This is a genomic window from Collinsella aerofaciens, assembly GCF_032584215.1.
Taxonomy (GTDB): Bacteria; Actinomycetota; Coriobacteriia; order Coriobacteriales; family Coriobacteriaceae; genus Collinsella.
This window is the reverse complement of the sequence record NZ_JAWHPN010000004.1, coordinates 30,051-55,720: the sequence shown is the minus strand read 5'-3', so window position 1 is coordinate 55,720 and position 25,670 is coordinate 30,051. Positions and strand designations below refer to the sequence as shown.

The following is a 25,670-nucleotide window of genomic DNA, read 5'->3' as shown; positions in this document are numbered from 1 at the left end:
GGGATGGCGGATTTTCGCGCCTCGCGCCTACTCACAAAACTTGAGATTCCGCTGTTGTTGGCGGTGCCGGCGGTAATGACCGCAGCATTGCTGGCAGGCATTGAGCAGGCAGCGCTTGCCATGCTGGTTGTGGTGGCGCTCGTGCTCGCGCTGTTCTTTGCGGGTTACGAGGCATCTCGTCCGGGTTTGCGCCAGATTATGCCCACGTTGGTGCTGGCGGCGCTGGCGGCGGCGGGGCGCATCCTGTTTGGGCCCATTCCCGATTTTAAGCCGGTGAGCGCCATCGCCATTATCGCGGGGGCGACGCTTGGTCGCCGCAATGGTTTTATGGTTGGCGCGCTGGCGGCGCTGACCAGCAATTTCTTTTTTGGACAGGGCATGTGGACGCCATGGCAGATGTATGCCTGGGGCCTGGTTGGTTATGTTGGCGGCGCGCTGGCGCATGCGGGTGCGTTCGACCGTGCGGATGGAACCGTGCGTATGCCGGCGCTGCTGACCTACGGCTTTGCGTCGGGCCTGCTCTATGGCGTCGTGATCAACGCGTATGACATCATTGGATTTGTACAGCCGCTTACTTGGGCGGGTGCCGTGGCGCGTCTTGCCACGGCAGTGCCGTTCGATATCACACACGGCCTCGCGACCTGCGTGTTCTTGGCCGCCTTGTACAAGCCTTGGTGCCGTCGCATTAACCGTGTCGTCGTGAAATACGGGCTGTAAGGCATTTCGCGTTCCCACACGAACTTGCGGTGGAATAGTTCTCGTTTTTGGCTATTTGCTGCCCAAACAGGAACTATTCCACCGCAACTTATAGGGGGAGAGGGGTCACATGATCTGTTTTCCTCTGTCCCCTAGAGGAATTACTTGGGGCTAGAGCTCTAGCGTGAGGGTAACGGGGCAGTGGTCGCTGCCAAAGATGTCGCCGCGGATGCCGGTGTCGCGAACGTTGGCGGCGATCGAATCGCTTACCAGAAAGTAATCGATGCGCCAGCCTGCGTTGTTCTTACGGGCATTAAAGCGGTAGCTCCACCAGCTGTAGACGCCCTCGACGTCGGGATTTGCCGCGCGCCAGGTATCGGTAAAGCCGGCGTCGAGCAGTTCGGTAAACTTGCCGCGCTCCTCGTCCGAAAAGCCGGCGTTGCCGCGGTTGGACTTGGGGTTCTTAAGGTCGATCTCCTCGTGCGCCACGTTAAAGTCGCCGCAGGTTACGACGGGCTTGCCGGTTTCGCGCTCAAGCGCGCTCAAAAAGCCGCGATAGGCATCGTCCCAGGCCATGCGCACGTCGATGCGGGCGAGTTCGTTTTGGGCGTTGGGCGTGTAGACGTCGACAAACCAAAACTTGTCGAACTCGAGCGCACAGACGCGGCCCTCGGTTGCGGCTTGGGCGACGAGCTCGGCCGCCTCGCCCTCGCCGGCGTGGGGCAGCAGCGCATCGGCGCGCAGCACGCGCAGCGGTTCCTGGCGGCTAAAGACCGCGGTGCCCGAGTAGCCCTTGCGCTCGGCGTAGCTCCAGGTTTGGTGGTAGCCGGGCAGATCGATATCGACCTGGCCTTCTTGCAGCTTGGTCTCCTGCAGCGCCAGGATATCGACGTCGAGTTCTTGCGCGATCTGGATAAAGCTCGGGTCCTTTTTGAGCACGGCGCGCAGGCCGTTGACGTTCCACGAGGCGAAAGTGTAAGTCTGAGGCATGGTGTCCTTTCGACGGGGTTGGCAGGCTTAAGATTAACGCAACAAGAGCGGGGCGGAGTCCGCGAGTGATAGTGCGAACGCCGCCGTCCCTAAGACACGGACGGAGGACATATATGACGCAGGCGATATCGGACCCCAAACAGGCCTCCGCCGCGCTGGCGGAGCTGTTCGAAACTCATAGCAACGTGGTCTTCTTTGGCGGCGCGGGCGTTTCCACGGCGAGTGGCATCCCCGATTTCCGCAGCGTGGATGGTCTGTATCACCAGCGGTTTTCCTATCCGCCCGAGACTATGCTCTCGCACAGCTTCTACGAGGCGCATCCGGCGGAGTTTTTCGACTTCTACCGGACCAAGATGATCGCCCTTAACGCCAAGCCCAACCACTGCCACGCCAAGCTGGCGGAGCTGGAGCGCGCCGGCAAGCTCGACGCCGTGGTGACGCAAAATATCGACGGCCTGCACCAGATGGCCGGCTCGCAGCGCGTGTTCGAGCTGCACGGATCAGTCCATCGCAATATCTGCCAGACGTGCGGCGCGGTCTACAGCGCCGAATGGATTTGCGCGCGCGAGCACGAGGATGCCGCGGGCGTGCCCATGTGTCCTGCGTGCGGCGGTCGCATCAAGCCCGATGTGGTCCTCTACGAAGAACCGCTCGATGAGCGTGTGCTTACCGGCGCCGTTGCTGCCATCGCCGCAGCCGACGCCCTCATTGTGGGCGGAACCTCGCTCGTGGTGTATCCGGCGGCGGGCCTTACGCGATACTTTACCGGCGATACGCTGGCCATTTGCAATTTGGCGCCCACCGATCAGGATGCAAATGCCGACCTGCTGATTTCTTGCGACATCGCGGCCGCGTTTGCGTTCTAGCCCGCGCGCGCGGATACAATAGAAAGACTGATTGCAAAGCGACCCCGCCGCCAGCGCCCGAGCGCGGCGGCGTGGGCATTTTAGGAGGATGTTCATGGCGAACGACAGCAAGACATGGCGGTGCGGAAAGTACGAGCTCAGCTTTGACCGTCCGCGCATCATGGGCGTCCTCAACGTGACGCCCGATTCGTTTAGCGACGGCGGTGAGCACTTTGACCAAGATGCCGCTATCGAGTACGGCCTGGCGATGCTCGATGCCGGCGCCGACATCATCGACGTGGGCGGCGAGTCCACGCGCCCCGGCTTTACCCCGGTCAACCCCGACGAGGAGGCGCGTCGCGTGCTGCCCGTCGTGCGCGCGCTTGCCAAAGAGGGCGCCATCGTCTCGATCGATACGCGTCATGTGGCGGTTGCCAAGGCGGCTGTGCGCTGCGGTGCTTCGATTGTCAACGACGTGACGGGCTTCACCGATCCCAAGATGGTTGAGTTCGTTAAGACGAGCACCTGCGGCGTCATCGTAATGCACGCCGGCGAGGTCGCCGCACCCGCCCGCACGCACGCGACGGTGCAGCTCGATACCTCGGCTGCGGCGTTTGTTGCCGAGAAGGCGCGCGAAGCGGCTGCCGAGGCCGCGCGTGAGGCCGAGAAGCCGGCCCGTCGCCGTCGCGGCAAGTTGCTGGGCGAGCCCAAGGCTGAGGCCAAGCTTCCGGGCGGTGTGGTACAGCCCTCGCTGCCGTTTGGCGAACCGGAGCCCGCGCCCGAGTCCGAGCCAGAGACGCCGGCTGCCGAGCAGACCGCTCCTGCCGCCGAGACTGCAGAGCCCGAGACCGTGCCCGCAGCTACCGAAGCCGCACCAGAGCCCAGCGACCACCTGGCCGCCATGATGCGCCGCAGCGCCCGCCGCGAGGAAGCCTACGTGCCCACCTCGCAGCTCCGCCGCTTCACCCTGCCCGATTCGGCGCCCATCATGCGCCGCGTCATGGGCTTTCTGTCCGACCAGGCCCGCACGCTCATCCATGCCGGCGTGTCGCGCGACCGCATCTGCATCGATCCTGGCCCGGGCTTTGGTAAGTCGGCTAACGAGGACATCGTCATCCAGCGCGAGACTGCCAAGATGGCGTCACTGGGCTATCCGCTCATGTGCGCCGTGTCGCGCAAGCGCTTTGTGGGCGCCGTCTCGGGCGTGACCGAGGCCGCCGAGCGCGATGCCGCTACGTTTGGCGTGTGCCTGGGCGCCATCCAGGCCGGTGCCAACATCGTGCGCGTGCACGACGCCGCGGGTTTTGCGCAGTTCCTAAACGGCTACTGGGCGGTTGCCAAGCCGCAGCCGCGCCGCGCGTTTGTGGCCGTGGGCTCCAACCTGGGGCATCGCTGCGACAACATCCGCGCTGCACGCGAGATGATCGCCGAGATTCCACTCACCTGCGTGTCCAACTCCTCCAAGATTTACGAGAGCGAGCCGGCCTACGAGACGCGCCAGGACGCGTTTGCCAACGCCGTCATCGAGATCAAGACCGAGCTGGCGCCGCTGGTGCTGCTCGATGAGCTTATGAAGATCGAGGCCGAGCTGGGGCGTGACCGCTCCAAGAAAGCCAAGGTCAACGGCCCGCGCACCATCGACCTGGATCTGCTGTGGATGGACGGCGAGACCCACGGCGGCAAAAAGCTGCGCCTGCCGCATCCGCTGATCGGCGAGCGCGATTTTGTGCTGGTGCCGCTCGAGGACCTGATGCACGACCCGGCGCGGTTCTTCCGCTACAACGGCGTCGAGGTCAAGGAACCCGAGGATCGCGTGGGCCATATCGTGGGTGAATTGGGGCGTATGTAGATGATCGAGATGAATGCTGTTGCCGCCGGCACCGAGCTCGACGCGGCGCGTGACGCAGGCCGCGAGGGCGTGTCCGCGGGCTGGTGCGCGTGGAGCGCGGGCGATGCTTCGCTGGCGTTTTCGCTGGTTGTGCGTCCGGACGTGAACATGCATGCCTTCCACGGCCTGCCGTTTGTGGCGGCGATGGGCATGATGGATGCGCTTGTGGGCACGGCTTCGACGCCGGGGTTGGGCCTTGCCGGTAAGGTGGGTATCCAGTGGCCGAGCGATATCGTGTGCGGTGCGCCTGCGTTTGAGGCGCCGCTCGCGCGTGTTGCCGTGAACGGCGGTGCCGGTGCTGCGGGCATGTTCGGTGTCGTGACGGTGGATATTGAGCGTTCGGCGTTGAGCGAGCTCGGTGTGGATGTGGCTGACGAAGCACTGGTCGAGGCGCTGGCCGCCGCCGTGCTGGCCCGCGTGGACGCCTGGGCGGTTGTTGCCAACACGTCGCAGGGCGCCGCAGGCCCGCTGGCCCCCGTGCTGGGCGAGTACTTCGACATGGTGCCGCTGCTGGGCCGCCAAGTTGCGGCGGTGTCGCCCAACGGCTTGCCGCTTGCGGTCGGTGTGTTTGCGGGCCTGGACATCTGGGGCCGCGCGACCATCAAGACCGATGCCGGCGAGCAAGAGTTTCCGCCCGAGGCCGTGCGCATTCGCGGACTGTAACGCGAGGCACTTGCGCTCAAAGATGACGATGACAACAAGACCCTCCTCGGCCTGTGCCGGGGAGGGTTTCGCCTGTCTGGGGAATGGGCTTGGCGAACGTTTGCGGGGACTGTGGCATCGGGCGTGCTTGACTTAAGCCCCTGCTCTATCCCAGCTCCTGCATGCGGCGGTAGATTTCGCAGATGCCTTTGATGGTGAGTTGTCCGTCGACCACGTCGAAGGCATCGGTCGAATCGGCGACGATGCCGGCGAGACCGCCCGTGGCGATAACGGTGGCGTCCTCACGACCCAGCTCGCGCTTCATGCGTGTGACCAGGCCCTCGGCCATGGCGGCAGCGCCCACCACGGCGCCGACCTTGATGCATTCCTCGGTGTCACGGCCGATGGCGTGCTCGGGCGCCTCGAGCGGCACGCTGGCGAGCTTGGCGGCACGGGCGGCAAGCGCGTCCATGGAGATGCGAATGCCCGGCGCGATCGCTCCGCCAATGTAATAACCGTCCTCATCGATGACGTCGATATTGGTCGCGGTGCCAAAGTCCACCACGATTGCCGGCGCGCCGTAGAAAGTCTCGGCCGCAACGGCGTTGGCGACGCGATCGGCACCTACGGCCTGGGGGCGCGCCGCGCGCAGCTTGGTCACCGCGGCCGTCTGCGGCCCGATGACGATGGCGTCCGCGGCAATGCGGTCGGCCACGGCGTGCCACTCGCGCGAGAGCTGCGGCACCACGCCCGCAAAGGCGATTGCGTCGACCGCATCGAGCGAAAGGCCGTACATCTTAAAGAAACCCATCAGGCGCACGTGGATCTCGTCGGCGGTATAGGAGCGGTCGGTGGGCATACGCCACGACTGCACCAGCTCGTCTCCGTCAAACAGGCCCATGGCCGTCTGCGTGTTTCCCATATCGATAGCGAGCAGCATGTCTACTCCCAGTGTTGGCATAAAAGGACGCGCACCATTGTATACGCGCCGCCGACGGCGCTCGGCTGCGATTCGTTTACGGTGATAGGGGCTGAGGGGTTTTAAATATGAAGGAATTATGCTCTACGAGATTTTCCTTGCCGCTTACCGAACTCCCGCGTAATATTCTTTCTTGCGCACATGAAGCGCCCAGACATTGCGGGGTGGAGCAGTCTGGTAGCTCGCCGGGCTCATAACCCGGAGGTCGTAGGTTCAAATCCTGCCCCCGCGACCAAGAACTTGCAGCTCGTCGGCCTAGCCGGCGAGCTTTTTTTGTTCTGGGACCGTGTTTTCGGTCCAATTCTCGGCCTCTCAAACAAAATCTCGACCTGTAACATCTAGACCCGATTTGGGTGGCTAGGTGTTACAGATTGAGACAAACCGACGCCCCGCCCCGCCCCATCCACCTGCCGCTACCTGCTGTCTGCCGATTTCCGTTGCGCCACTGTGCTCCCATGCCATATCCTCTAGACAACTACGCGGCACCATCGCCGCCGCGCCTACAAGAGAGGAATGTCCATGACCGCACCCGCATCCAAACTGCTCCAGCCCATTACGGTTGGCCCCCTTGAGCTTAAAAACCGCATTATGTTCCCGCCGCTGACCACCGGCTACGAGGAGCGCGACGGTTCCATTGGCGAGCGCAGCCTGGCTTTTTACGAGCGCCTGGCCCGTGGCGGCGTGAGCTACATCGTCATCGGCGACGTTGCTCCTGTTATGACCGCAAGCCCCACGCCCAAGTTAGCGACCGACGCCCAGATCCCCACGTTTAAGGCGCTGGCCGACGCCGTTCACAAGCACGGCGCCAAGGTCGCGCTGCAGCTGTTCCACCCCGAGTACGACGTGCCCGGCGTCGGCCGCATGGTCATGGGTTCCATGGCCGCCGCCAAGGCTGCGCAGGAGGCCAAGGCCGCCGGCGACGAGGAGACCTTTGCCGCCAAGATGGCCGAGTCCAACGAGATCCGCAAGCAGGCCTACGCCAAGCTGCACCACGACATGCAGCACTTTGTGAACGAGGCGAGCGTAGAGCAGCTCACCCAGATCAAGGAGGCCATCGCTGCCTCGGCCGCCCGCGCGCAGCAGGCCGGCATCGACGCCATCGAGGTTCACGGCGACCGTCTGGTGGGTTCGCTGTGCTCGGCCATCCTCAACCAGCGCACCGACGAGTACGGTGGCTCGTTCGAGAACCGCGTTCGCTATGCGCTCGAGGTTGTCGCCGCCATTAAGGAAGCCGCGCCGCAGCTGATGGTGGAGTACAAGCTCCCCGTGATCATGGAGAACCCCGACGGCACGCCGCGCGGCAAGGGCGGCCTGCAGCCCGATGAGGCCTGCGAGTTTGCCAAGCTGCTCGAGGGCGCCGGCATCGACATGATCCAGGTTGCACAGGCCAACCATACCGGCAACATGGGCGACACCATTCCGCCCATGGGCGCCATGCCCTACAACTGGACGCTGCCCGTGGCCGAGCGCGTCAAGGCCCTGGTCTCCGTGCCGGTGGCCACTGTCGGCCGTGTTGTTTCGGTCGAGGCCGGCGAGAAGATTCTGGAAGACGGTTCGGCCGATATCATCGCGTACGGCCGCTCGCTCATGTGCGACCCCGACATTGCGCTGAAGGCCGCCACGGGTGAGCCCATTCGCGAGTGCCTCAATTGCAACAAGGGCTGCGTCGACGCGATTCAAAACCGCAAGTACATCTCGTGCGTGCTCAATGCCGAGAACGGCGACGAGGCGACCATCGCCATCAAGCCGGGCGAGGGCGACAAGAAGGTCGCCGTGGTGGGCGGCGGTATTGCCGGCTTGGAGGCCGCGCGCGTGGCGGCCAAGCGCGGCTACGACGTGACCGTCTATGAGGCGAGCGATCACTTGGGCGGCCAGATTGTGCTGGCAGCCGCGCCTCCGCGCAAGGACGAGATCATGCGCTCGGTCGAGTACTACGAGAAGATTCTGCCCGGCCTGGGCGTGAAGGTCGAGCTCAACCATGCCGCTACGGCCGAGGATCTCAACGCCGCCGACGCCGCGATTGTGGCCGTGGGCGCACACGACGTGGTCATCCCCGTTCCGGGTGCCGACTCGGACAAGGTCGTCTCGAGCTGGGACGTGCTGGCCGGCAAGGTGGAGCTCAGCGGGCGCGTCGCCGTCATTGGCGGTGGCCTGGTGGGCACCGAGACTGCCGAGTACCTGCTGCAGCACGGCTGCGAGGTGGCGATCGTCGAGATGCTCGACAAGATTGCCGCGGGCGAGTCCGAGACCATTCTGCCGCTGATCATGAGCGACTTCGCCGCCCACAACGTGGAACAGCACGTTAAGACCCGCCTGACCGCCGTTACCGACGAGGGCGTGGAGGCCGTGCACACCACCGAGGACGGCCCCGAGGAGCCGGTGAAGATCGCCTGCGATTACGTGGTGATGGCCGTGGGCTCCAAGGCCAACGCGTTTGACCTGGATGGCGTGACGGTGCCCGTGACCTGCGTGGGCGACTGCTCGGGCGAGCGCACCGCCGACATTGCGAGCGCCATTCGCACGGCGTATCACGCGGCCAACGAGCTGTAGTTGAACATCGCGGCCAGGCGGGGCGGTAGCACGGATCCGCCTCGCCCGGCTGTGTCCCGTCGGGTGTCAACCGGTGCGGGGCCTGCAAGCGCAGCAGGCCCCGCCCTTTTTGTTTTGCTTCGGTGGATGGCAATGCGCGGTAATCATGAGGAGTAAGGACGTCTACTGCCTTGCCGATTACTCAAAATTATTGGGGGAGGGGTTAATAACTATATCCTCTATGCCAAAGGACATAAAGAGGTGTCAATTTTGTTGACAGGCGAATGACGATTGGCTGCGAGTCAGCTACCAGCGTAAATAATCGATAAAGAAATGTCGTAAATTGGTGCCAAATGCCCAGATAACGCCGCGTCTATTTTAATTAACTGCTTTGAGCAAACAGTAAAATGCTACTATCTAACTTGCACGTAAGAAAGCAGATTAACGGTTAAGGCTAAGAAGTGGCAGGTATGTCGGAAGCAACTAGGACTCGCACGCATGCGCCCGAGGTTAGGCAGCGCGCCGTCGAGATCCTCCAAGAGGGGGTCGGTCATCGCGCCCTCGCCGCGGAGCTTGGCATTCCCCAGGCCACGGCTCGTCAGTGGGCCCGCGCGTATGCCGTAGGCGGTGCCGACGCCGTTCTCAACGCCGGTTCGCATCATCACACCTATTCGTACGAAGTTAAGCTCGCCGTGGTCAAGGACCGCTTGGAAAACGGCTTAACGGTTCGCGAGGCCATGATCAAGCACAAGATTCCCAGTGAGTCTTCGGTCAAGGCTTGGTGCCGCCAGTATCGCGAGAGCGGTGAGTCCGCGCTGGTTGATAAGCCGCGCGGTCGCAAGCCGCGCGTTAAAAAGGCGGAATAGCGAACGGGATGGTGCGCCCACAGGGGCGCATTTTTCTTGCCGCGCCAACTTTTTGGACCGTCGTGAGCCTACTGGAACATCCTCCAAAGTGGTTAATAAACCGCGCGCAGTGGCCCGTGCGCCCGCCGCCGCGATAGGGGGAGCGTCGCCTCTCTGCTCCAAAGCGGACAGACTCGTTACCCCGTACGCCTAAAACTCCCCAGTTGACCGAAAACCCGCCGCCGCTACTCCTCAACTGAGCTATAACGTTAAACAATTGCAGCGTTTTTGCATGGGGGAGTGATGGTATGACGCTACTGTATTTCCTTACCCTGTTTCCGCTGGTACCGGCGCTGGGCATGCTGCTCGCGCGCGGTGACCGCGCCCGCGATGCGGTAGGGCTTGTAGGCTCTGGCATCATTATGGCGGTGACGGTTGTAGTCGCCGTCATGTTTTTTGGCACGGGCCCGCAGAGCTTCGAGGTTGCCCCCGGCACCTCGCATGTGCTCTCGATCATCAGCTCCGTCATCGACGTGATCCCGTGCGCCGTCATCCTGTACAACGCGCGTAAATATAAGAGCACGCTCACCACGGTGCTCGGCGTGGTGCAGCTGGTGGGTTCGGTTGCCTTCGCTGCCATGACGCTGCCCGCGGCCGAGGTTGTCACCGCCACGCCGCTCTACCTGGATTACATGAGTGTGATCATGGTGCTTGCCGTCGGCATTGTCGGCAGCCTTATCTGCGTGTACGCCCTGAGCTACATGAAGGACTTCCAGGCCCACGACGAGCACGAGGCAGCGCTGCGCGGGCAGGCGGCGCCCGACCGACGCCCGCAGTTCCTGGCGCTTATGTTCCTGTTCCTCTCGGCCATGTTCGTCATCGTGACAAGCGACAACCTTGAGTGGCTGTTCTGTGGCTGGGAAATCACCACCGTGTGCTCGTTCCTCATGATTGGCTATACGCGTACGCCCGAGGCCATCAAGAACGCCTTTACCCAAATCATCCTCAACATGCTGGGCGGCATCGCGTTTTTGGCCGGACTTATGTATCTGCACGTTAACGGCATGCCGCTGACCATCTCGGGCATGATCGAGCTTTCCAGCGCCGGAACCGCGCAATCCGCGCTGCTGGTGATGCCGGTCCTGTTGCTGTCGCTTGCCGCGCTCACCAAGGCCGCACAGATGCCGTTCCACACTTGGCTATTGGGTGCCATGGTTGCCCCCACGCCCACGAGTGCCCTGCTGCACTCGTCAACCATGGTCAAAGCCGGCGTGTTCCTGATGGTCAAGCTCAGCCCGCTCTATGCCATCTATCCCGTGACCGGCTTTATGGTCACGAGCGTGGGTGCCATCACGTTTTTGCTCGCTGCCCTCATGGCCATCTCGCAGAGCAACGCCAAACGCGTCCTCGCGTACTCCACCATTTCCAACTTGGGCCTCATCAGTGCCTGCTTGGGTGTCGGCGCGCCCGAGGCCGTATGGGCGGCCATCTTCCTGATCCTGTTCCACACGGTGGCCAAGTCATTGCTGTTCCTGTGCGTGGGCACGGCCGAGCATCATATCGGCAGCCGCAATATCGAGGACATGGACGGTATGTTCAGCCGCATGCCGCACCTGACGCGTCTGATGATGCTTGGCACCATGGGCATGTTTGTGGCGCCGTTTGGCATGCTCGTGTCCAAGTGGGGCGCCCTGGTGGCGTTCGCGCAGACCGGCAACGTGCTCATGATCATGGTGCTGGCCTTTGGCTCGGCCGCGACGTTCTTCTTCTGGGGCAAGTGGCTTGCCAAGCTTTCGGGCGTCGACCCCACGGCTCAAAACGTTGAGGTCAATGTCCATAAGACCGAATGGATGGCGCTCAACACCATCGCCGCGCTGCTGATTCTGTGCTGCGTGGCGTTCCCGGTTATCTCGAGCGGTCTGGTGTCGCCTTACTTGGCCATGGTGTTTGGCCGCGTGCCGTACGTTATTGGCAAGGACGCCATGTATCTGATGGTGGTTATCGTGGCGTTTATCGCCGTGGTGCTGCTGACTTCATTCCGCGTGAGCAACAAACCGCACGTAAACGTATATCTTTCAGGCGTGGGAACCGACAATTACCGCCATTTCCGCGGCTCGATGGGACACGAGGTGAAGGCCGAAAAGCGCAATTGGTACTCGGAGGACGCCCTTGGCGAGAAGCGTATTGGCCCCGTGGGTAGCGTCGTGTGCTGCAGCATTATCTTGTTTGCGCTGCTGTGTTGCTCGTGGATTGGGCCCGAGCGGCTTGCCATGAGCGCGCCCTCGGTGCTGCGCGGCAAGTATTTCGAAGGCTCGGGCGTCGTGGGCATTTTTATTGGCACCGTGGCGTTTGCTTTGCTGGCGCCTTTGGTTGGTGGCCTGATTGACGGCATCGATCGCAAGCTGTCCGCCCGTATGCAGGGCCGCGTGGGCCCGCGCCTGCTGCAGCCCTTCTACGACGTTGCCAAGCTGCTGCGCAAGGCCCCCGCCAGCGTAAATACCATGGACGATACCTATATGGCGTGCGCGCTCATCTTTACCGTCGTGGGCGGCGGCATCTTTGTGTCGGGCTCCAACACGCTGCTGTGCGCCTTTATGGTGACGCTCGCCGCGATCTTTGTGGTGCTGGCGTCCGCCTCGACGCAAAGCCCGTTTGCCCAGGTCGGCGCCGACCGCGAGCTGCTGCAGGTTATGAGTTACGAGCCTGCCGTTCTGCTGATGAGCGTGGGCCTGTACCTTGCCACCGACAGCTTCGATTCCATCGCCGTGACGGGGCAGTCGGCCCCCATCATCGTGTACAGCGCGCCCATTTTCCTCGCGCTGCTCGCGGTGCTTACCATCAAGTTGCGCAAGTCGCCGTTTGACCTTTCGTACTCGCATCACGCGCATCAGGAGATCGTCCAGGGCGTCGCCACCGAGATGAGCGGCGGCACGCTGGCCAAGATGACCCTTATGCACTGGTGCGAGACCGTGCTGTTTTTGATGTGGGTGGGCATGTTCTTTGTTTGGGACAACCCGGTGAGCTGGGTGGTCGCCCTGGTCGTGATGGCCGCGACGTACTTTGTCGAGGTCCTGATCGACAACACCTTCGCGCGCAGCACCTGGCGCAGCTGCTTTAAGCTCGGATGGGGCGTGGCGCTGGTGTTTGGCCTGCTCAACCTTATGCCCATCCTCGTCGACGTGTTTATTTAGGAGGCGGCATCCATGGATCATAAAATGTCGCGCTCGCCGTGGGTTATTCATTACGACGGCTCGAGCTGCAACGGATGCGATATTGAGGTGCTGGCCTCGCTCACGCCGCTGTTCGATGCGGAGCGCTTTGGCGTGGTCAATACCGGCAACCCCAAGCATGCGGATATCTTTTTGGTGACGGGTTCGGTCAACGCGCAGAACCTGCCCGTCGTGCGCCAGATCTACAACCAGATGCTCGAGCCCAAGTGCGTGGTGGCGTGCGGAATTTGCGCGTGTTCGGGCGGCGTATTCCGCGATGCCTATAACGTGATCGGCGGCGTGGACCGCGCGATTCCCGTGGACGTGTACGCGCCCGGGTGCGCCATTCGCCCCGAGACCGTAATCGATGCCATTGTGGAGGCGTGCGGCATCCTGGACCAGAAGGAGGCCGTGATGCGTGCTGGCGGTGACCCGCTCACCGTGGGCAGTGCCGCAACCTGGGACGGTGGCGTTGAGCTGGGCGAGGACGGGTTTGTGGCTGCGGGGGCCGGGGCTGACGGTGCCGGTGACGCGCCTGCCGAGAAGCCCGCCGCGCCCGCCGCTGGCGACGCACCTGCTGAGACGCCCGTCGCTGCAAAGGAGGCCGAGTAATGCAAAAGGCAATCTATACCACCGTCGGGATCGACGAGCTCCTGTCGCATGTCCAGGCGCTCAAGGGCGTCGGCGCGCGCTTTGTGCAAATGCACGCCGAGCGCTGTGTGGACGACGGATCGTATCGCCTGGTCTATACGTTTATCAACGTTCGTGCTGCTCAGGAGCGGATCGCTCAGGACGGCAGCTATGCGATTGAGAACCTGGTGGTTGAGGGCATCGACCAGTGCCAGGAGATTCCGTCCATCAGCTCGTATTACCCCGCGGTGTTCCCGTTTGAAAATGAGGCCCACGACCTATTTGGACTTGCCATCACCGACATGCAGCTCGACTTTAAGGGCTTTTTCTACCAGGTCTCGACCGCTGAGCCCATGAGCGTCATCACGCCCGAGGTGAAGGCCGCGCGCGAGAAGGCCATGAAGGTCCGTGCCGCCGCCGAGGCCAAGGCGCGCAAAGCCGCGGCCGAGAAGGCTGCTACTGCCATGGCCGCTGCGGGGGAGGGCACTGCGGGCGTTGTCGATGCTGCGGGCGCTGCCGTCGCTCAGCCCGCTGCGGCTGCCGACTCCGATGCTCAGCACGATGAAACTGCTGCGAAGGCCGCGCTCAAGGCTGCCGAGATGGAGGCAAAGCTCGTCGCCATGGATCCCGAGAAAGCGGCCAAGGTCCGCGCGGCGCTTGCCGCCAAGGCCGCCCGCGACAAGCAGAAAAAGGAGGCGTAAGGTCCATGGCACATCGCTCCGTTATTCCGTTTGGCCCGCAGCACCCGGTGCTGCCCGAGCCGCTTCATCTGGATCTGGTGATCGAGGACGACCGCGTCATCGAGGCAATTCCGCAGATCGGCTTTGTGCACCGCGGACTCGAGAAGCTCACCGAAAAGCGTGATATGCACCAGTTTGGCTACATCGCCGAGCGCATCTGCGGCATTTGCGCCGTGGGCCACAGCTGCGGCTATGCCAGCGCCTGCGAGCGCATGCTCGACATCGAGGTGCCCGGCCGCGTGCAGTATATCCGCACCATTTTGCACGAGCTTTCGCGCATTCACTCGCACCTGCTGTGGCTGGGCCTGCTTGCCGACGCCTTTGGTTTCGAGGCGTTGTTCTATCGTTCGTGGACCCTGCGCGAGCAGATTCTCAAGATCTTCGAGAGCACTTGCGGCGGTCGCGTGATCCTTTCGATTAACGAGATCGGCGGCCTTAAGCACGACATTGAGGACTCCGAGCTGGCCGGCATTGTCCAGATGCTTGACGCCATGCGCCCCGACTACGAGGCCCTGGTGCATACGTTTTTGGACGACGACAGCTGCGGCGAGCGCTTGCATGGCGTGGGCGTGATCAGCAAGAAGGATGCGCTGGAGCTTTCGATGGTCGGCCCGTTCGGTCGCGCCTCGGGCGTGGACTACGACGTGCGCATGTTTGGCGACGGTGCCTATGCGGACCTGGTTGCGTTTGAGCCCATCGTTGCCACCGATGGAGACTGCTATGCTCGCTGCCAGGTGCGTTGTGCCGAGGTCACGCAGGCCATGGACATCATCAAGGAGCTTGTGGGCAAGATTCCGCACGACGGTATCGGCGGGCGCACCAAGCTTACGCCGGCCGACGGCGCACGCGGCGAGGTTGTGATTGAGCAGCCGCGCGGCGAGGCGTATTACTATGTGCGCGGTAACGGCACCAAGAACCTGGACCGCTTCCGCGTGCGCACGCCGACGTCGCAGAACCTGGCGGGTCTGACGCATGCGCTGCAGGGCGTGCTCCTTGCCAACGTGCCCATGATTATCCTGACCATCGACCCCTGCATTAGCTGCACGGAAAGGTAGGCGCGGCATGAGTTTACTGACATTTGCCAAGACGGCCTTGGGCTCTATGGTCAAGCAACCGGTCACGGTGCGCTATCCGCAGGAGAAGCTGACGGCACCCGAGCGCTTGCGCGGGCATATCGTCAACGACATGGACGTGTGCATCTGCTGCGGCATGTGCGCGCGCCGCTGCCCGGCGGGCGCGCTCGCGGTCGATCGCAAGGGCGGAACGTGGTCGATTGACCCGTATGCTTGTGTGGTGTGTGGCGAGTGCATCGAGAGCTGCCCCAAGCACTGCCTGACTATGGACACCGCCCGTACTCCAGTTGCGGCGGATAAGACTCCCACGGTAGAAACCAAGCCGGAATAGCGCTGGAATAGGGCCGGTGGGGCAAAAATGCCCCATCGGCCCCGCGCTTAAACGCGCGGTTGGGCCGCCACGAACAAAACTATGCCGGATTACGGGGCTGGATAGCGAATCTCCGACCATACAGAAAATCGCAAAAACAAAACCGCAGGTAGATAGCCTGCCGTTTTTCAAAAAATGAGGGTATGGATGAGGGCCCCAACTTTTGCCCCGTAATCCGGCATAGTTTTGAAATGGCACCATACCCGTAACAGCTCCTGATCCCCCAAGGACGGAGGAAAGTGGGTCATTTTTGCCTGATGGCTCCGAGTCGCACCCGTTTTCCTGCGAAAACGCCGTGTCTCAACTTTGGTGAGACATTTGTCTCACGCTCAAAACCGAATCTGGAACATGTGTCACCTGCCCTAATTGTGTCTCATTCCGTAACTTTAGGCTGATGCAAGGTCTGAGACCGCGAGAAGGGAGACACGATGGGTAAGTACACGAGGGGTCTCTTGGCGGTGATACTGGCCGTAGTGCTGGTGTTGCCAGCCGCAGCATTCGCCATGCTGCCCGAGGCCAACGCCAGGTCCAGCACAGGAATGGACGGACCGATAATGACCGGAAAGGTCGCCGACTCCGACACCAGCGGTCGCTGGGAAATCTGGGCGGCAGGCCACGGTGGCAATAAGGTAACGACCCAAAACGTCGGTCGAATCTGGACCGACAAGACGGTCAAGGCAACCGAGGAAAACGAAGAGTCGGACTTTTTGACCACGCTTTCGGCGATGTCCTCGACGTCTAATTCAACCGTGACGGTCACCACGCCGCTTGACATCGTGATGGTGCTGGATGCCTCTGGCTCGATGGATGATCCTATGGGTGGCGGAGATTCCACCAAGCGTATCGATGCACTGAAGAGCGCTGCGAACAGCTTTATCAATACCATTGCCAAGCAAAACGAGGGTATCGAGGGTGTCGATAGGCAGCACAGGGTTGCCATTGTTAAGTTTGCGGGTGATAAGACCAATAAGGTCGGCAATGACCAGTACAAGAAAGGGCAATTTTGGTACAACAACTCGCAGGTGATGAAGGGTTTGACCGATTGCTCTGGCGGCAACGTGAAAGTTCTTGAGGATACAGTTGCTGGAATCAAACCAAGCGGTGCCACGCGTGCCGACTATGGTCTGGAACTGGCCGGGGATATCACTTCTGGCCGCGCAGATGCCAAGAAGATCGTTGTGTTCTTTACCGACGGCAAGCCAACGAGCTTCAGCGAGTTTGATTCTGACGTCGCCAAGGGTGCCGTGACGGCTGCCAAGAAGATGAAGGATGGTAAAGCCACCGTTTATACCATCGGCATCTTTAGTGGAGCGGACCCCGCTGACGATCCCTCGAAAGAGGGGACAAGCGACGTCAACAAGTTTATGCACGCCGTGTCGAGTAATTATCCCGATGCCACGTCGTATGCGAGCGACAAGCTTGGCACACGCGCGGAAAACTCCGACTACTACAAGTCGGCGACCAACGCCGAAGAGCTCAAGAAGGTCTTCGACGACATCTCACAGGCCATCACATCGGAGGCGCCTTATCCGACCGAAATCCATAAGGGCTACGACGAGACCAAGTCCGGCTACATTACGTTTACCGACGAGCTGGGCGACTTTATGCAGGTCGACGGATTTACCGAAGTCGTCATCAACGGCACGCCGTTTACCGAGGCGAGCAAGACGTTCAACAAAGAAACCAATACCGACACATACGAGTTCACCGGCAAGGCAAAAGACCTGCTCATCACCGTGCAGCGTGCTGGCGCTGACAATCCCCAGAAGGGCGATATCGTAACGGTTAACATTCCTGCGTCGTTGATTCCGCTGAGCCACTTTAAGACCGTAGACGGCAAGCTTTCGGTCGACAACGTTAAGCCCATTCAGGTGAAGTATGCCTCGAGCGTGAAGAGTGCCGCACTTGACAACCTGTTTACGCCCGAGAAGGTCACGGGGCTCAAGGACTACATCGAGCATAATACGACTGTCGTTGACGGCACCAAGACCGTGAGCTTCTACGCGAACAAGTGGAGCGGTGGTGCGTTGGGTGATACGGTTGCGACCTTTGAGCCGGCCGACACCAACCGCTACTACTACTTCCAGAAGCAGACTCCCATTTACACGGACAAGGACTGCACACAGCCCGCAAAGAATTCACTGGCAGATACCGGCACCTATTACTACAAGGATGAGTTTGAGGAGCAGGGCGAGAACGGCGAGGCCAAGCCCGCCACCACCGTCATCGAGTTTATCGGCGGCGACGCTGCGAAGTTTGACGGCGCTATTGTTGCCGACGAGGGCGGCAACCTTTCGTTTAGCGTGGGAACCGCGCGCCTAGCCTTTATCGACGAGCTCCACACCACCAAGGAGAGTGTGGGCGACAACAACACTGGCACCGCGACCGACGTTCTCAACCCCAAGTGGAACAACATGTCCGCCAAGGCGGCCGCGACGCATGTCAATTCCTACCTGGGCAACAACGGCAAGATCAGCTTTGCGTATGACATGACGCCGGCAATGGTGAACACCAAAGCCAGCTTTGGTCTAACCAAGGTGCTCGAGGGCCGCGACTGGAGGGATACTGACGCGTTTGAGTTTGGCCTGACGTCCGAGAACGGCGCCCCGATGCCTGCGACTACGACTGCGATCGTGCGCAAGGCTGACCTGGACGACAAGGGCAAGGCTGTCATCGACTTCGGCACGGTCGAATACACCGAACCTGGCACGTACGTCTACAAGGTCAGTGAAAAGCACGCCGGGACCACGATTGACGGCATCGCCTACAGCGGTAACGTCGCGGAGATCACCGTGACGGTGAAGCCCAATAAGAAGGGCGAACTGAGCGCTGACGTGAAGGCGACCTCGGGTGAGACCGAGTTCAAGAACGCCTACGCTACGAATCCTGTTGAGTCCAGCGTAACCAGTCAGATTGCCGTGACCAAGTCTCTGACCGGGCGCGACCTTACGGTCGGTGAGTTCAGCTTTGAGCTGCGCGAGATTAAGGATGAGGACTCTGGGCTTATCGAGACCGTTAAGAACGCTGCCGACGGCAAGGTGACGTTCAGTGCCATCAAGTACACCGAGATCGGCCAGCACACCTACAAGCTGCATGAGGTTAAGGGCAACTCCGGCGGTATTGACTACGATGACGCGGTCTACACCATCGTGACGACCATCGCCGATAACGGCAAGGGCCAGCTGGTTGCCACGCACGAGCTGAAGGACGCCAAGGACGTCAAGAGCATCGAGTTCAAGAACGCCTACACCACGAATGCTACCGAGGCATCGCTTGCGGGTATCAAGAATCTGCAGGTTGACGACGCTCTGACCCCGGCTGATATCACCGGCAAGTTCACCTTTACCGTGACCGGTGAAGAGGGCGCACCTATGCCTGCGAGCACGAGCGTGCACAACGACGTTGACGGCAAGGTCGACTTTGGCAAGATTACCTTTACGCTCGACGACCTTAACAAGGCTGTGGGTGAGAAGCCCGAGAAGCGCGAGCACACCTTTACCTACACCGTGACCGAGTCCGGTGAGGTCGCTGGCGTGACCAACGACGCTAAGCCGTCGCGCGAGGTTTCCTTCACCGTGACCGATGACGGCAAGGGGAATCTGCGCGTATCCCGCAAGCCGGACGGTGATGCGGCCTTCACGTTCACCAATACCTATAACGTGACGCCTGTCGAGACGAGCGTCACCGACCAGATCACCGCGAACAAGGTCCTGACCGGGCGTGAGCTCAAGGAAGGCGAGTTCTCCTTCGAGCTCGTCGAGGGCGATAAGGTTGTCGCTACCGGCACTAACGCTGCCGACGGCGCGATCACGATGGGCGAGGTCGCATACGACAAGCCCGGCAAGCACGCCTACACGCTGCGCGAGATCAAGGGCGGAACCACCAGCAAGGGCATCACCCACAGTGACGCCAAGTACACCATCGAGACCACCATCACGGACAACGGCGACGGCACCCTCAAGGCCGAGCATGTCCTGAAGGACGCCACGGCTGCGACTTTCAAGAACACCTACAGCGTGGCCCCGCTCGATGCGGAGCTCGACTTTGACCTGAGCAAGGTCATCAGCGGCCGCGACTGGACGGATGGGGACGAGTTCAGCTTTACCATCACCGCCCCCGAAGACGCCCCACTGCCCGATCCCGCAACCGTAACCGTGAGCAAGAAGGACGCGAAGGACGGCATTGCCGCCATCAAGTTCGGCAAGATTCACTACGCTGCCGCCGGAACCTATAAGTACGAGATTCGCGAGAACGCGGGCAGCACGGTCGGCATGACGTATGACGCGCATGTCGCAACCGCCGAAGTGACCGTGACCGAGAACGGCGATGGCAGCCTGACCGCCAACGTCACCAAGAAGGAAAACGGACGCTTTACCAACACGTACCGCACTGAGCTTAACTACACCGCTGCCGGCGGTCTGTGGCTCAGCAAGTATCTGGATGGCCGCCCCATGACCGAGGGTCAGTTCACCTTTACCGTGACACCTGCTGACGACGCTTCGGCTCGCGCGCTCGGTCTGCTGCCCGGGGCTAATAGCTTCAAGTCCCCCGCAGCGGCAGAGGCAACGGTCGGACTGATCGACATTCTGGCTGGTCATGAGGTTATATTTACGCAGGCTGACGCCGGCAAGACCTTTACGTACACCGTGGCCGAGAAGAACGACGGCCAGCCCGGTTACACCTACGACGACGCCGTGCGTACGGTGACGATCGCCATCGCCGACGACACCGCCGGCACGCTCACTGCTACGACGACCGTTTCCGGCGGTCCCGAGGGCACGCATGAGACGGTCCACAAGAGTGGCGAGAACAAGGTCGAGAAGGCCCTGGTGCCGTTCCACAACAGTTACAGCGCTACGACCAACACGCCTGGCGGCACCGCCGCTCAGGTCGTTGCCACCAAGACTCTGACCGGCCGCCCGATGGCCGACGGCGAGTTCTGGTTCGGCATCGCCTATCAGGGTGAGCTTGTGGCATACGAAAACCTCAAGCCCAATATCGGCGGGCACGTGAGCTTTGATACGCTGCACTACGACACTAAGATGCTTGCTAATCTTGAGGCTGCTGGGCTTGCTTATCGTACCGATAAGGACGGTAAGCTCGCCTGGACCATTAACTACACGGCCTACGAAGATTTATTCGGGCTGCCGAATGGCGTTTCCGCTACAACGTGGAGCTTTGGCTTTAAGGTTATCGTCGTCGACAACGGTGACGGTACCCTGACGGCAACGGTCGACTACGGCGGCGTCGAGCCCGTGTTCGAGAACGTCTACGGCACCGATGCCGCTGATGCCGTGCTCGCTGGCACCAAGAAGCTCCAGGCAGCCGAGGGCCTGACCCCGGCCGACATCACGGGTAAGTTCACCTTTACCGTGACCGCCGACGAGGCTGGTGCCCCGATGCCCGAGCGCACGACCGCAACCAACGACGCGGCCGGCAACGTGGACTTTGGCAAGATCCACTTTACGCTCGAGGACCTCAACCGCGCCCTGGGCGTGGCGGACGATGCGACCGATAAGGCCGAGGCGGACGAAGCTGACGAGGCCGAGGCTGAAGAGGCCGACGCCGACGCTGATGCCAACGTCGACGAGCCCAGCGACGAGTCCGAGCCCGCAGATCCCGCTGCCCCGCGCTCGCACACCTTTACCTACACGGTGGCCGAGTCCGGTAGCGCCCCTGGCGTGACCAACGACACCAACGCCACGCGCAAGGTTTCCTACACCGTGACTGATGACGGTGCTGGACATCTGATCGTCAAGCGCGACGGCGATGACGGTGCGGCCTTCACGTTTACCAACACCTACGGCGTGGCGCCCACCGATTCTTCCGTGACCGATCAGGTCAAGACGGTTAAGCGTCTGACCGGACGCGACCTTGCAGCAGGCGAGTTCACGTTTGAGCTGCTCGAGGACGACGTGGTTGTCGCTAACGGCACCAACGACGCTAACGGCACCGTGACGCTGAGCCCGATCCGCTACGAGGCACCCGGCACGCACACGTACATGCTGCGCGAGGCTTGCCCCAACGCGCTCGGCCTGTACAAGGGCGTCACCTATGACGGCACGACCTACACCGTCGTGACCGCCGTCTCCGACAACGGCGACGGCACGCTGACCGCGACGCACAAGCTCGAGGGAACCACCGAGTCGGCTGGCTTTACCAACAAGTATCACGCCATGCCTACGCAGGTTTCCATCGGCGCGGTCAAGGTGCTCGAGGGACGCGAGCTCAAGAAGGACGAGTTTAGCTTTAAGCTCGTTGGCGAGGACATCGAGTCTACGGTTACCAACGATGCCGACGGCAAGATCAACTTTGACAAGTTTGAGTACGACGAGCCCGGTACGCACGCCTACACCATCAGCGAGGTCAAGGGCGACGAGGTCGGTATGACCTACGACAAGTCCGTCTTTACCGTGACCGTCAACGTGGTCGATGACGGCGAGGGCAACCTCAAGGCGAACGCCGCCTTTACCAAGGGCGACAAGAGCGTCGAGGGTATCGTGTTCAACAACACGTACAAGAAGCCCGAGACGCCCGTGCCGACACCCGATCCCGGCACGCCCAAGACCGTGACGAACATCGTCAAGACGGTCAAGGGTTTCCTGCCCACCACGGGTGACCAGCAGGCCGCCGCATTGCTCATGGCATTCGTCATTGCCATGGCCGGCGTCGGAGCCCTGGTCTGGGGTATCCGTAAGCGCTAGGCACGCTGGCAGCGCCCGGGGCCAAAAGGCCCCGGGCGGCCGGCGGGGAGCCAGAACATAGCCCCCACCCCCACCCCCAGCCGCCACGGAGGTATCTCCCTCCTCCGTGGCGGCGCTTTTGTGCGTAGGCGAGAAGGGTTCGCCACGAAACCGGCCCATCTACTACGTTTAGTCCCTTACCCCCAACCATGCTAAAAAAACGCGAAAACAAAACCGCAGGTAGTACGCCTGCGGTTTTGTTCAAAATGAAGGTATGGTCAGGGGTACCGAGTCAAACGTAGTAGATGGGCAGGTTTCGTGGCGAGCGGTTCCAGCTGATCCCTTGGGAACGGAGGAAAACGGATCATTTTGGTCTCGCGAGGCTTGCGGAGGCGCTCGTGCAGGGCCGCCCGAACAAAACTATGCCGGTTTACTACGATGAACTCGACATTCCCGACCATGACTGCATTTTTCTAAATATCGCAAGCGTTCTACCTGCGGTTTTGGAAGCGCGCAATTTGCCGTGGTCGAAGGTGGGCGATTCATCGTAGTAAACCGACATAGTTTTGAAATGGCATTAAATCGATAGCAGCCATTTTGCTATGCCGGGGTGGTCGGTTGTTGGGTAATTACCCTCGCAGGTAGGCGATGGCGATCTGCGTGCGGTTGCGTAGGCCCATTTTGGCAAGGATCGAGCTGATGTGGTTGCGCACCGTGCCTTCGCCCATGTAAGCGGCGGCGGCAATCTCCTTGTTATCGAGGCCGCGGGCGATGAGCTCGGCGACTTCGAACTCACGGTCGGTCAGGCTGGCAAAGGCGGCGGGTCGGCGAGGCGTGCTGGCATCGGCGCCTGTCCCGTCAAAATCGATGTCCTCGATCGCCTTGCCCTCGAGCACGCGTTTGCCGTCCATGACCTGCGCCAACGCCGGTGGAATAGCGGCGACATCGGTTTTGATCAGGTAGCCGCGGGCGCCCAGCTTGAGCGCCGACACAATGTACTCGTCATCCGAGAATGTTGTCAGAAACACCACGCGCGCCGCAGGGTCGCGCTCGAGGATCTCGCGCGCCGCCGATAGGCCGTCGCGTCCCGGCATCTGAATGTCGAGCAGTGCAATATCGGGTGCGTGTTCGGCATAGAGCGAAACCGCGTCGTTGCCGTTGGCGCCGGTGCCCACTACCTCGATCTGCGGCTGGGCGCCCAGGATAATCTTGAGCGAATCGACCACTAGGCGGTCGTCGTCGACAACAATGAGCCTCATCGGGCCTCATCTCCTTGCTGTTTGGGGACGGTGGCAAACACGCGCCAGCCGCCGACGCCGGCGCGCGGGCCGGCGGTGAAGGTGCCGCCAAGCGCCTCGACGCGCTCGCGCATGGAGCCGAGCCCCATGCCCTCGGCGGCGCCGCGACCGCCCGTCTGGGTCCCGCCCATGCCATCGTCGGTAACGATGAGCTGGTAAAACGATGGATGCTCCATGCATCGCACAGCAACGTTTTGCGCGCGGGCGTGGCGCATGGTGTTGGATAGCGCCTCGCGCAGGACCGCCGCAAAGCAGTTGGCGACGTTTGCGGGCGCATGTTCGGTCATAACTTCAAGCTCAATCTGCGGGCCGCCGTCCGAGCGTGCGCCTTCAACAATGCGTTCGAGCTGCACGGAAAGATCGACGGCGTTGTCGTTGAGCGCGTGGACGCTGGTGCGCACAAGCTGGAGCGCCTCGTCAACGGTGTGCTTGACGTCGGCGAAATCGGCGGCGACGCCGGGTTCATCGGCGTGGACTATGCACAGGGCCTCGGTCTGCAGCGAGGTACGCGTGAGCTGGTGCCCGACGTTATCGTGGATCTCGCGCGCGATGCGGGCGCGTTCGGCGAGCGTCGCGAGCTCGACTTCGTAGTCCTGGCGATCGGCAAGATCGCGGTTGCGCGCTTCGAGCGCGAGGGCTCGTTCCTGCAGCTCGTCGCGGGTGCGGCGCATGCGCTGCTGCTCGCGTTCCAACTGGGCGGTGCGCAGCGATAGCAAGGTAGCGGCAACCGAAAGGATGGCAGTCAGCAGGAGCGTTCGGGCGATGAGCGCGTCGGTGCGAAGGTCCGCGACAAGCGCAAAGACAAAGGTGGCGCCAATGCCCAGCGCGGCCCAGGCGTGCTCACGGCGCACCCGCCGCGCGATGTCATAGAGGGCGAGAGGCGCAAACGGCACAAACGGCGGCACGAAGACAGCCGCGATGATGTAAGCGCAGCTCGCGGTCTCGCTCGCGCGCCGGGCGCTTTTCCCCTGCGCGAGCTCAGCCAGCGAGGTGGCAATAACGCCAAGGTAAAACGCCGCGACCAGGCGAGCGTCCACAGCAAGGCCCAGAGCGGCTGCGATACAGCACGCCAGCACAATCGATTTGTCGAAAAGCCTGTTCATACGGGTATTGTACGCGAAGCCGCGCGTGGTGGAGGGGCCGCCCGGGGCAACCGTGACATTCCTCCCGCGCGGCAAATCGGCGTCGATCGCTCGCGCGAGCGGGGGTTTCGCCTCCGCCCCCCTCACTCGTGACAAAGCTCACTGGTGCGCGCCGCCCGCTCCTGCGATGATGAAATCGTACCGGGCCACGACCAACAGAAGGGCCGCCTCATGACAGACATCGTCCATGTCGAAAACCTCGTCAAGCGCTATGACGATCTTATTGCGCTCGACCACTTTAACCTGAGCATCGCCCCCGGCGAGATCTTTGGCCTGCTGGGCCCCAACGGCTCGGGCAAGACCACGTCCATCAACTGTATCCTGCAGCTGCTCGCCTACGACAAAGGCACCATCGAGCTGTTCGGCGAGCCCATGACGCCCGCCCGCTACGACCTCAAGCGCCGCATCGGCGTGGTGCCGCAGCAGGTGGCGGTGTTTGACGAGCTCACGGTGCGCGAGAACATCGACTATTTCTGCAGCCTCTACGTTAACGACCGCAAGCGCCGCCGCGCGCTGGTGGACGAGGCGATCGACTTTGTCGGGCTGGGCGACTTTACCAAGTTTCGTCCCGGCAAGCTTTCGGGCGGACTGGCGCGCCGCCTCAACATTGCCTGCGGCATCGCACACAAGCCCGAGCTCATCTTCTTTGACGAGCCCACGGTGGCGGTCGACCCCCAGAGCCGCAACGCCATCCTGGAGGGCATCTGCCGCCTGCGCGACGAGGGCGCTACGGTGGTGTATACCAGCCATTACATGGAGGAGGTCGAGCAGATCTGCAGCCGCATCATGATCATGGACGGCGGCCGCGTGCTGGCGCAGGGCACCAACGACGAGCTTAAGCGCATGATCCAGATGGGCGAGCGCGTGACTGTTGAGGTCGGTGCCGTCGAGGCCGCCACGGTCGAGCGACTGCGCGCCCTCGAGCACGTGCTTTCGGTCGAGCTGTCCGGCGGCGAGCTCGTCTGCACCTGCGAGGCGAGCCCGCACAATCTGGTCGACATCCTCGACACGCTGCGTGCTGCCGACGTGGCGCTCGGCCGCGTGTGGAGCGAGCCGCCGACTCTCAACGACGTGTTCCTCGAGATCACCGGCCGCGAGCTGCGCGACTAGG

The 25,670-nt window shown here is 62.0% G+C and carries 17 protein-coding genes and 1 tRNA gene; 14 read left to right on the top strand and 4 right to left on the bottom strand.

Annotated features, from left to right (window positions below; translation table 11 throughout):
* The first annotated feature begins 3 nt into the window (after nt 1–3).
* Nucleotides 4–717, top strand: a complete 714-nt coding sequence (locus tag RX395_RS01880; RefSeq protein ID WP_316365051.1) for a DUF6580 family putative transport protein — start codon at nt 4–6, stop codon at nt 715–717.
* A gap of 150 nt (nt 718–867) precedes the next feature.
* Here the strand turns inward: RX395_RS01880 and RX395_RS01875 are convergent, their stop codons facing one another.
* Entirely contained in the window at nt 868–1,686 is an 819-nt protein-coding gene (locus tag RX395_RS01875; protein ID WP_316365050.1) for an exodeoxyribonuclease III, read from the bottom strand.
* A 113-nt stretch (nt 1,687–1,799) separates the two neighbouring features.
* Here RX395_RS01875 and RX395_RS01870 point away from each other — a divergent pair, with 113 nt between their 5' ends.
* The 3 genes from RX395_RS01870 (at nt 1,800) to RX395_RS01860 (ending at nt 5,082) form a co-directional block, all read left to right on the top strand.
* Nucleotides 1,800–2,552, top strand: coding sequence for an NAD-dependent protein deacylase (locus RX395_RS01870; RefSeq protein WP_316365048.1), 753 nt, complete (start codon nt 1,800–1,802; stop codon nt 2,550–2,552).
* Between the two features lie 94 nt (nt 2,553–2,646).
* Nucleotides 2,647–4,380, top strand: coding sequence for a dihydropteroate synthase (gene folP / locus RX395_RS01865; RefSeq protein WP_316365046.1), 1,734 nt, complete (start codon nt 2,647–2,649; stop codon nt 4,378–4,380).
* On the top strand, nt 4,381–5,082 hold the full coding sequence (locus RX395_RS01860; protein ID WP_260699067.1) for a hypothetical protein: 702 nt from the start codon (nt 4,381–4,383) through the stop codon (nt 5,080–5,082).
* A gap of 145 nt (nt 5,083–5,227) precedes the next feature.
* On the opposite strand, the gene RX395_RS01855 is transcribed toward RX395_RS01860, so the two are convergent.
* Nucleotides 5,228–6,001 (bottom strand): type III pantothenate kinase, encoded by a 774-nt coding sequence (locus RX395_RS01855; protein ID WP_316365044.1) that lies wholly within the window; start codon nt 5,999–6,001, stop codon nt 5,228–5,230.
* A gap of 197 nt (nt 6,002–6,198) precedes the next feature.
* Between RX395_RS01855 and RX395_RS01850 the strand changes: the two genes are divergently transcribed.
* The 9 genes from RX395_RS01850 to RX395_RS01810 all read left to right on the top strand — a co-directional run bounded on the left by RX395_RS01850 (nt 6,199) and on the right by RX395_RS01810 (nt 22,140).
* Nucleotides 6,199–6,275 (top strand) — tRNA-Met (locus RX395_RS01850).
* Nucleotides 6,276–6,559: 284 nt separating this feature from the next.
* The gene (gene bilR, locus RX395_RS01845) at nt 6,560–8,590 is read left to right on the top strand and encodes a bilirubin reductase, long form (protein WP_233540044.1); all 2,031 of its coding nucleotides are present in this window, start codon (nt 6,560–6,562) and stop codon (nt 8,588–8,590) included.
* Between the two features lie 449 nt (nt 8,591–9,039).
* Entirely contained in the window at nt 9,040–9,435 is a 396-nt protein-coding gene (locus RX395_RS01840; RefSeq protein WP_089573462.1) for a helix-turn-helix domain-containing protein, read from the top strand.
* Between the two features lie 287 nt (nt 9,436–9,722).
* The gene (locus RX395_RS01835; RefSeq protein WP_316365041.1) at nt 9,723–12,605 is read left to right on the top strand and encodes a proton-conducting transporter transmembrane domain-containing protein; all 2,883 of its coding nucleotides are present in this window, start codon (nt 9,723–9,725) and stop codon (nt 12,603–12,605) included.
* Nucleotides 12,606–12,617: 12 nt separating this feature from the next.
* Entirely contained in the window at nt 12,618–13,235 is a 618-nt protein-coding gene (locus RX395_RS01830; protein ID WP_316365040.1) for an NADH-quinone oxidoreductase subunit B family protein, read from the top strand.
* Nucleotides 13,235–13,954, top strand: a complete 720-nt coding sequence (locus RX395_RS01825) for an NADH-quinone oxidoreductase subunit C (RefSeq protein WP_316365038.1) — start codon at nt 13,235–13,237, stop codon at nt 13,952–13,954. Before RX395_RS01830 ends, RX395_RS01825 begins: the two co-directional genes overlap by 1 nt.
* Nucleotides 13,955–13,959: 5 nt before the next feature.
* Nucleotides 13,960–15,048 (top strand): hydrogenase large subunit, encoded by a 1,089-nt coding sequence (locus RX395_RS01820; RefSeq protein ID WP_316365036.1) that lies wholly within the window; start codon nt 13,960–13,962, stop codon nt 15,046–15,048.
* Nucleotides 15,049–15,055: 7 nt separating this feature from the next.
* On the top strand, nt 15,056–15,397 hold the full coding sequence (locus RX395_RS01815) for a 4Fe-4S dicluster domain-containing protein (RefSeq protein WP_138113720.1): 342 nt from the start codon (nt 15,056–15,058) through the stop codon (nt 15,395–15,397).
* 467 nt (nt 15,398–15,864) lie between these two features.
* Nucleotides 15,865–22,140, top strand: a complete 6,276-nt coding sequence (locus RX395_RS01810) for a Spy0128 family protein (RefSeq protein WP_316365033.1) — start codon at nt 15,865–15,867, stop codon at nt 22,138–22,140.
* 608 nt (nt 22,141–22,748) lie between these two features.
* Here the strand turns inward: RX395_RS01810 and RX395_RS01805 are convergent.
* Both RX395_RS01805 and RX395_RS01800 read right to left on the bottom strand, forming a co-directional pair.
* Nucleotides 22,749–23,378, bottom strand: a complete 630-nt coding sequence (locus RX395_RS01805; protein ID WP_117766276.1) for a response regulator — start codon at nt 23,376–23,378, stop codon at nt 22,749–22,751.
* On the bottom strand, nt 23,375–24,520 hold the full coding sequence (locus tag RX395_RS01800) for a sensor histidine kinase (RefSeq protein WP_316365030.1): 1,146 nt from the start codon (nt 24,518–24,520) through the stop codon (nt 23,375–23,377). Before RX395_RS01800 ends, RX395_RS01805 begins: the two co-directional genes overlap by 4 nt.
* Before the next feature lie 210 nt (nt 24,521–24,730).
* Between RX395_RS01800 and RX395_RS01795 the strand changes: the two genes are divergently transcribed.
* Nucleotides 24,731–25,669: an ABC transporter ATP-binding protein gene (locus RX395_RS01795; RefSeq protein ID WP_117773693.1), complete on the top strand. Its 939-nt coding sequence runs from the start codon at nt 24,731–24,733 to the stop codon at nt 25,667–25,669.
* The last annotated feature ends 1 nt before the right edge of the window (nt 25,670 follow it).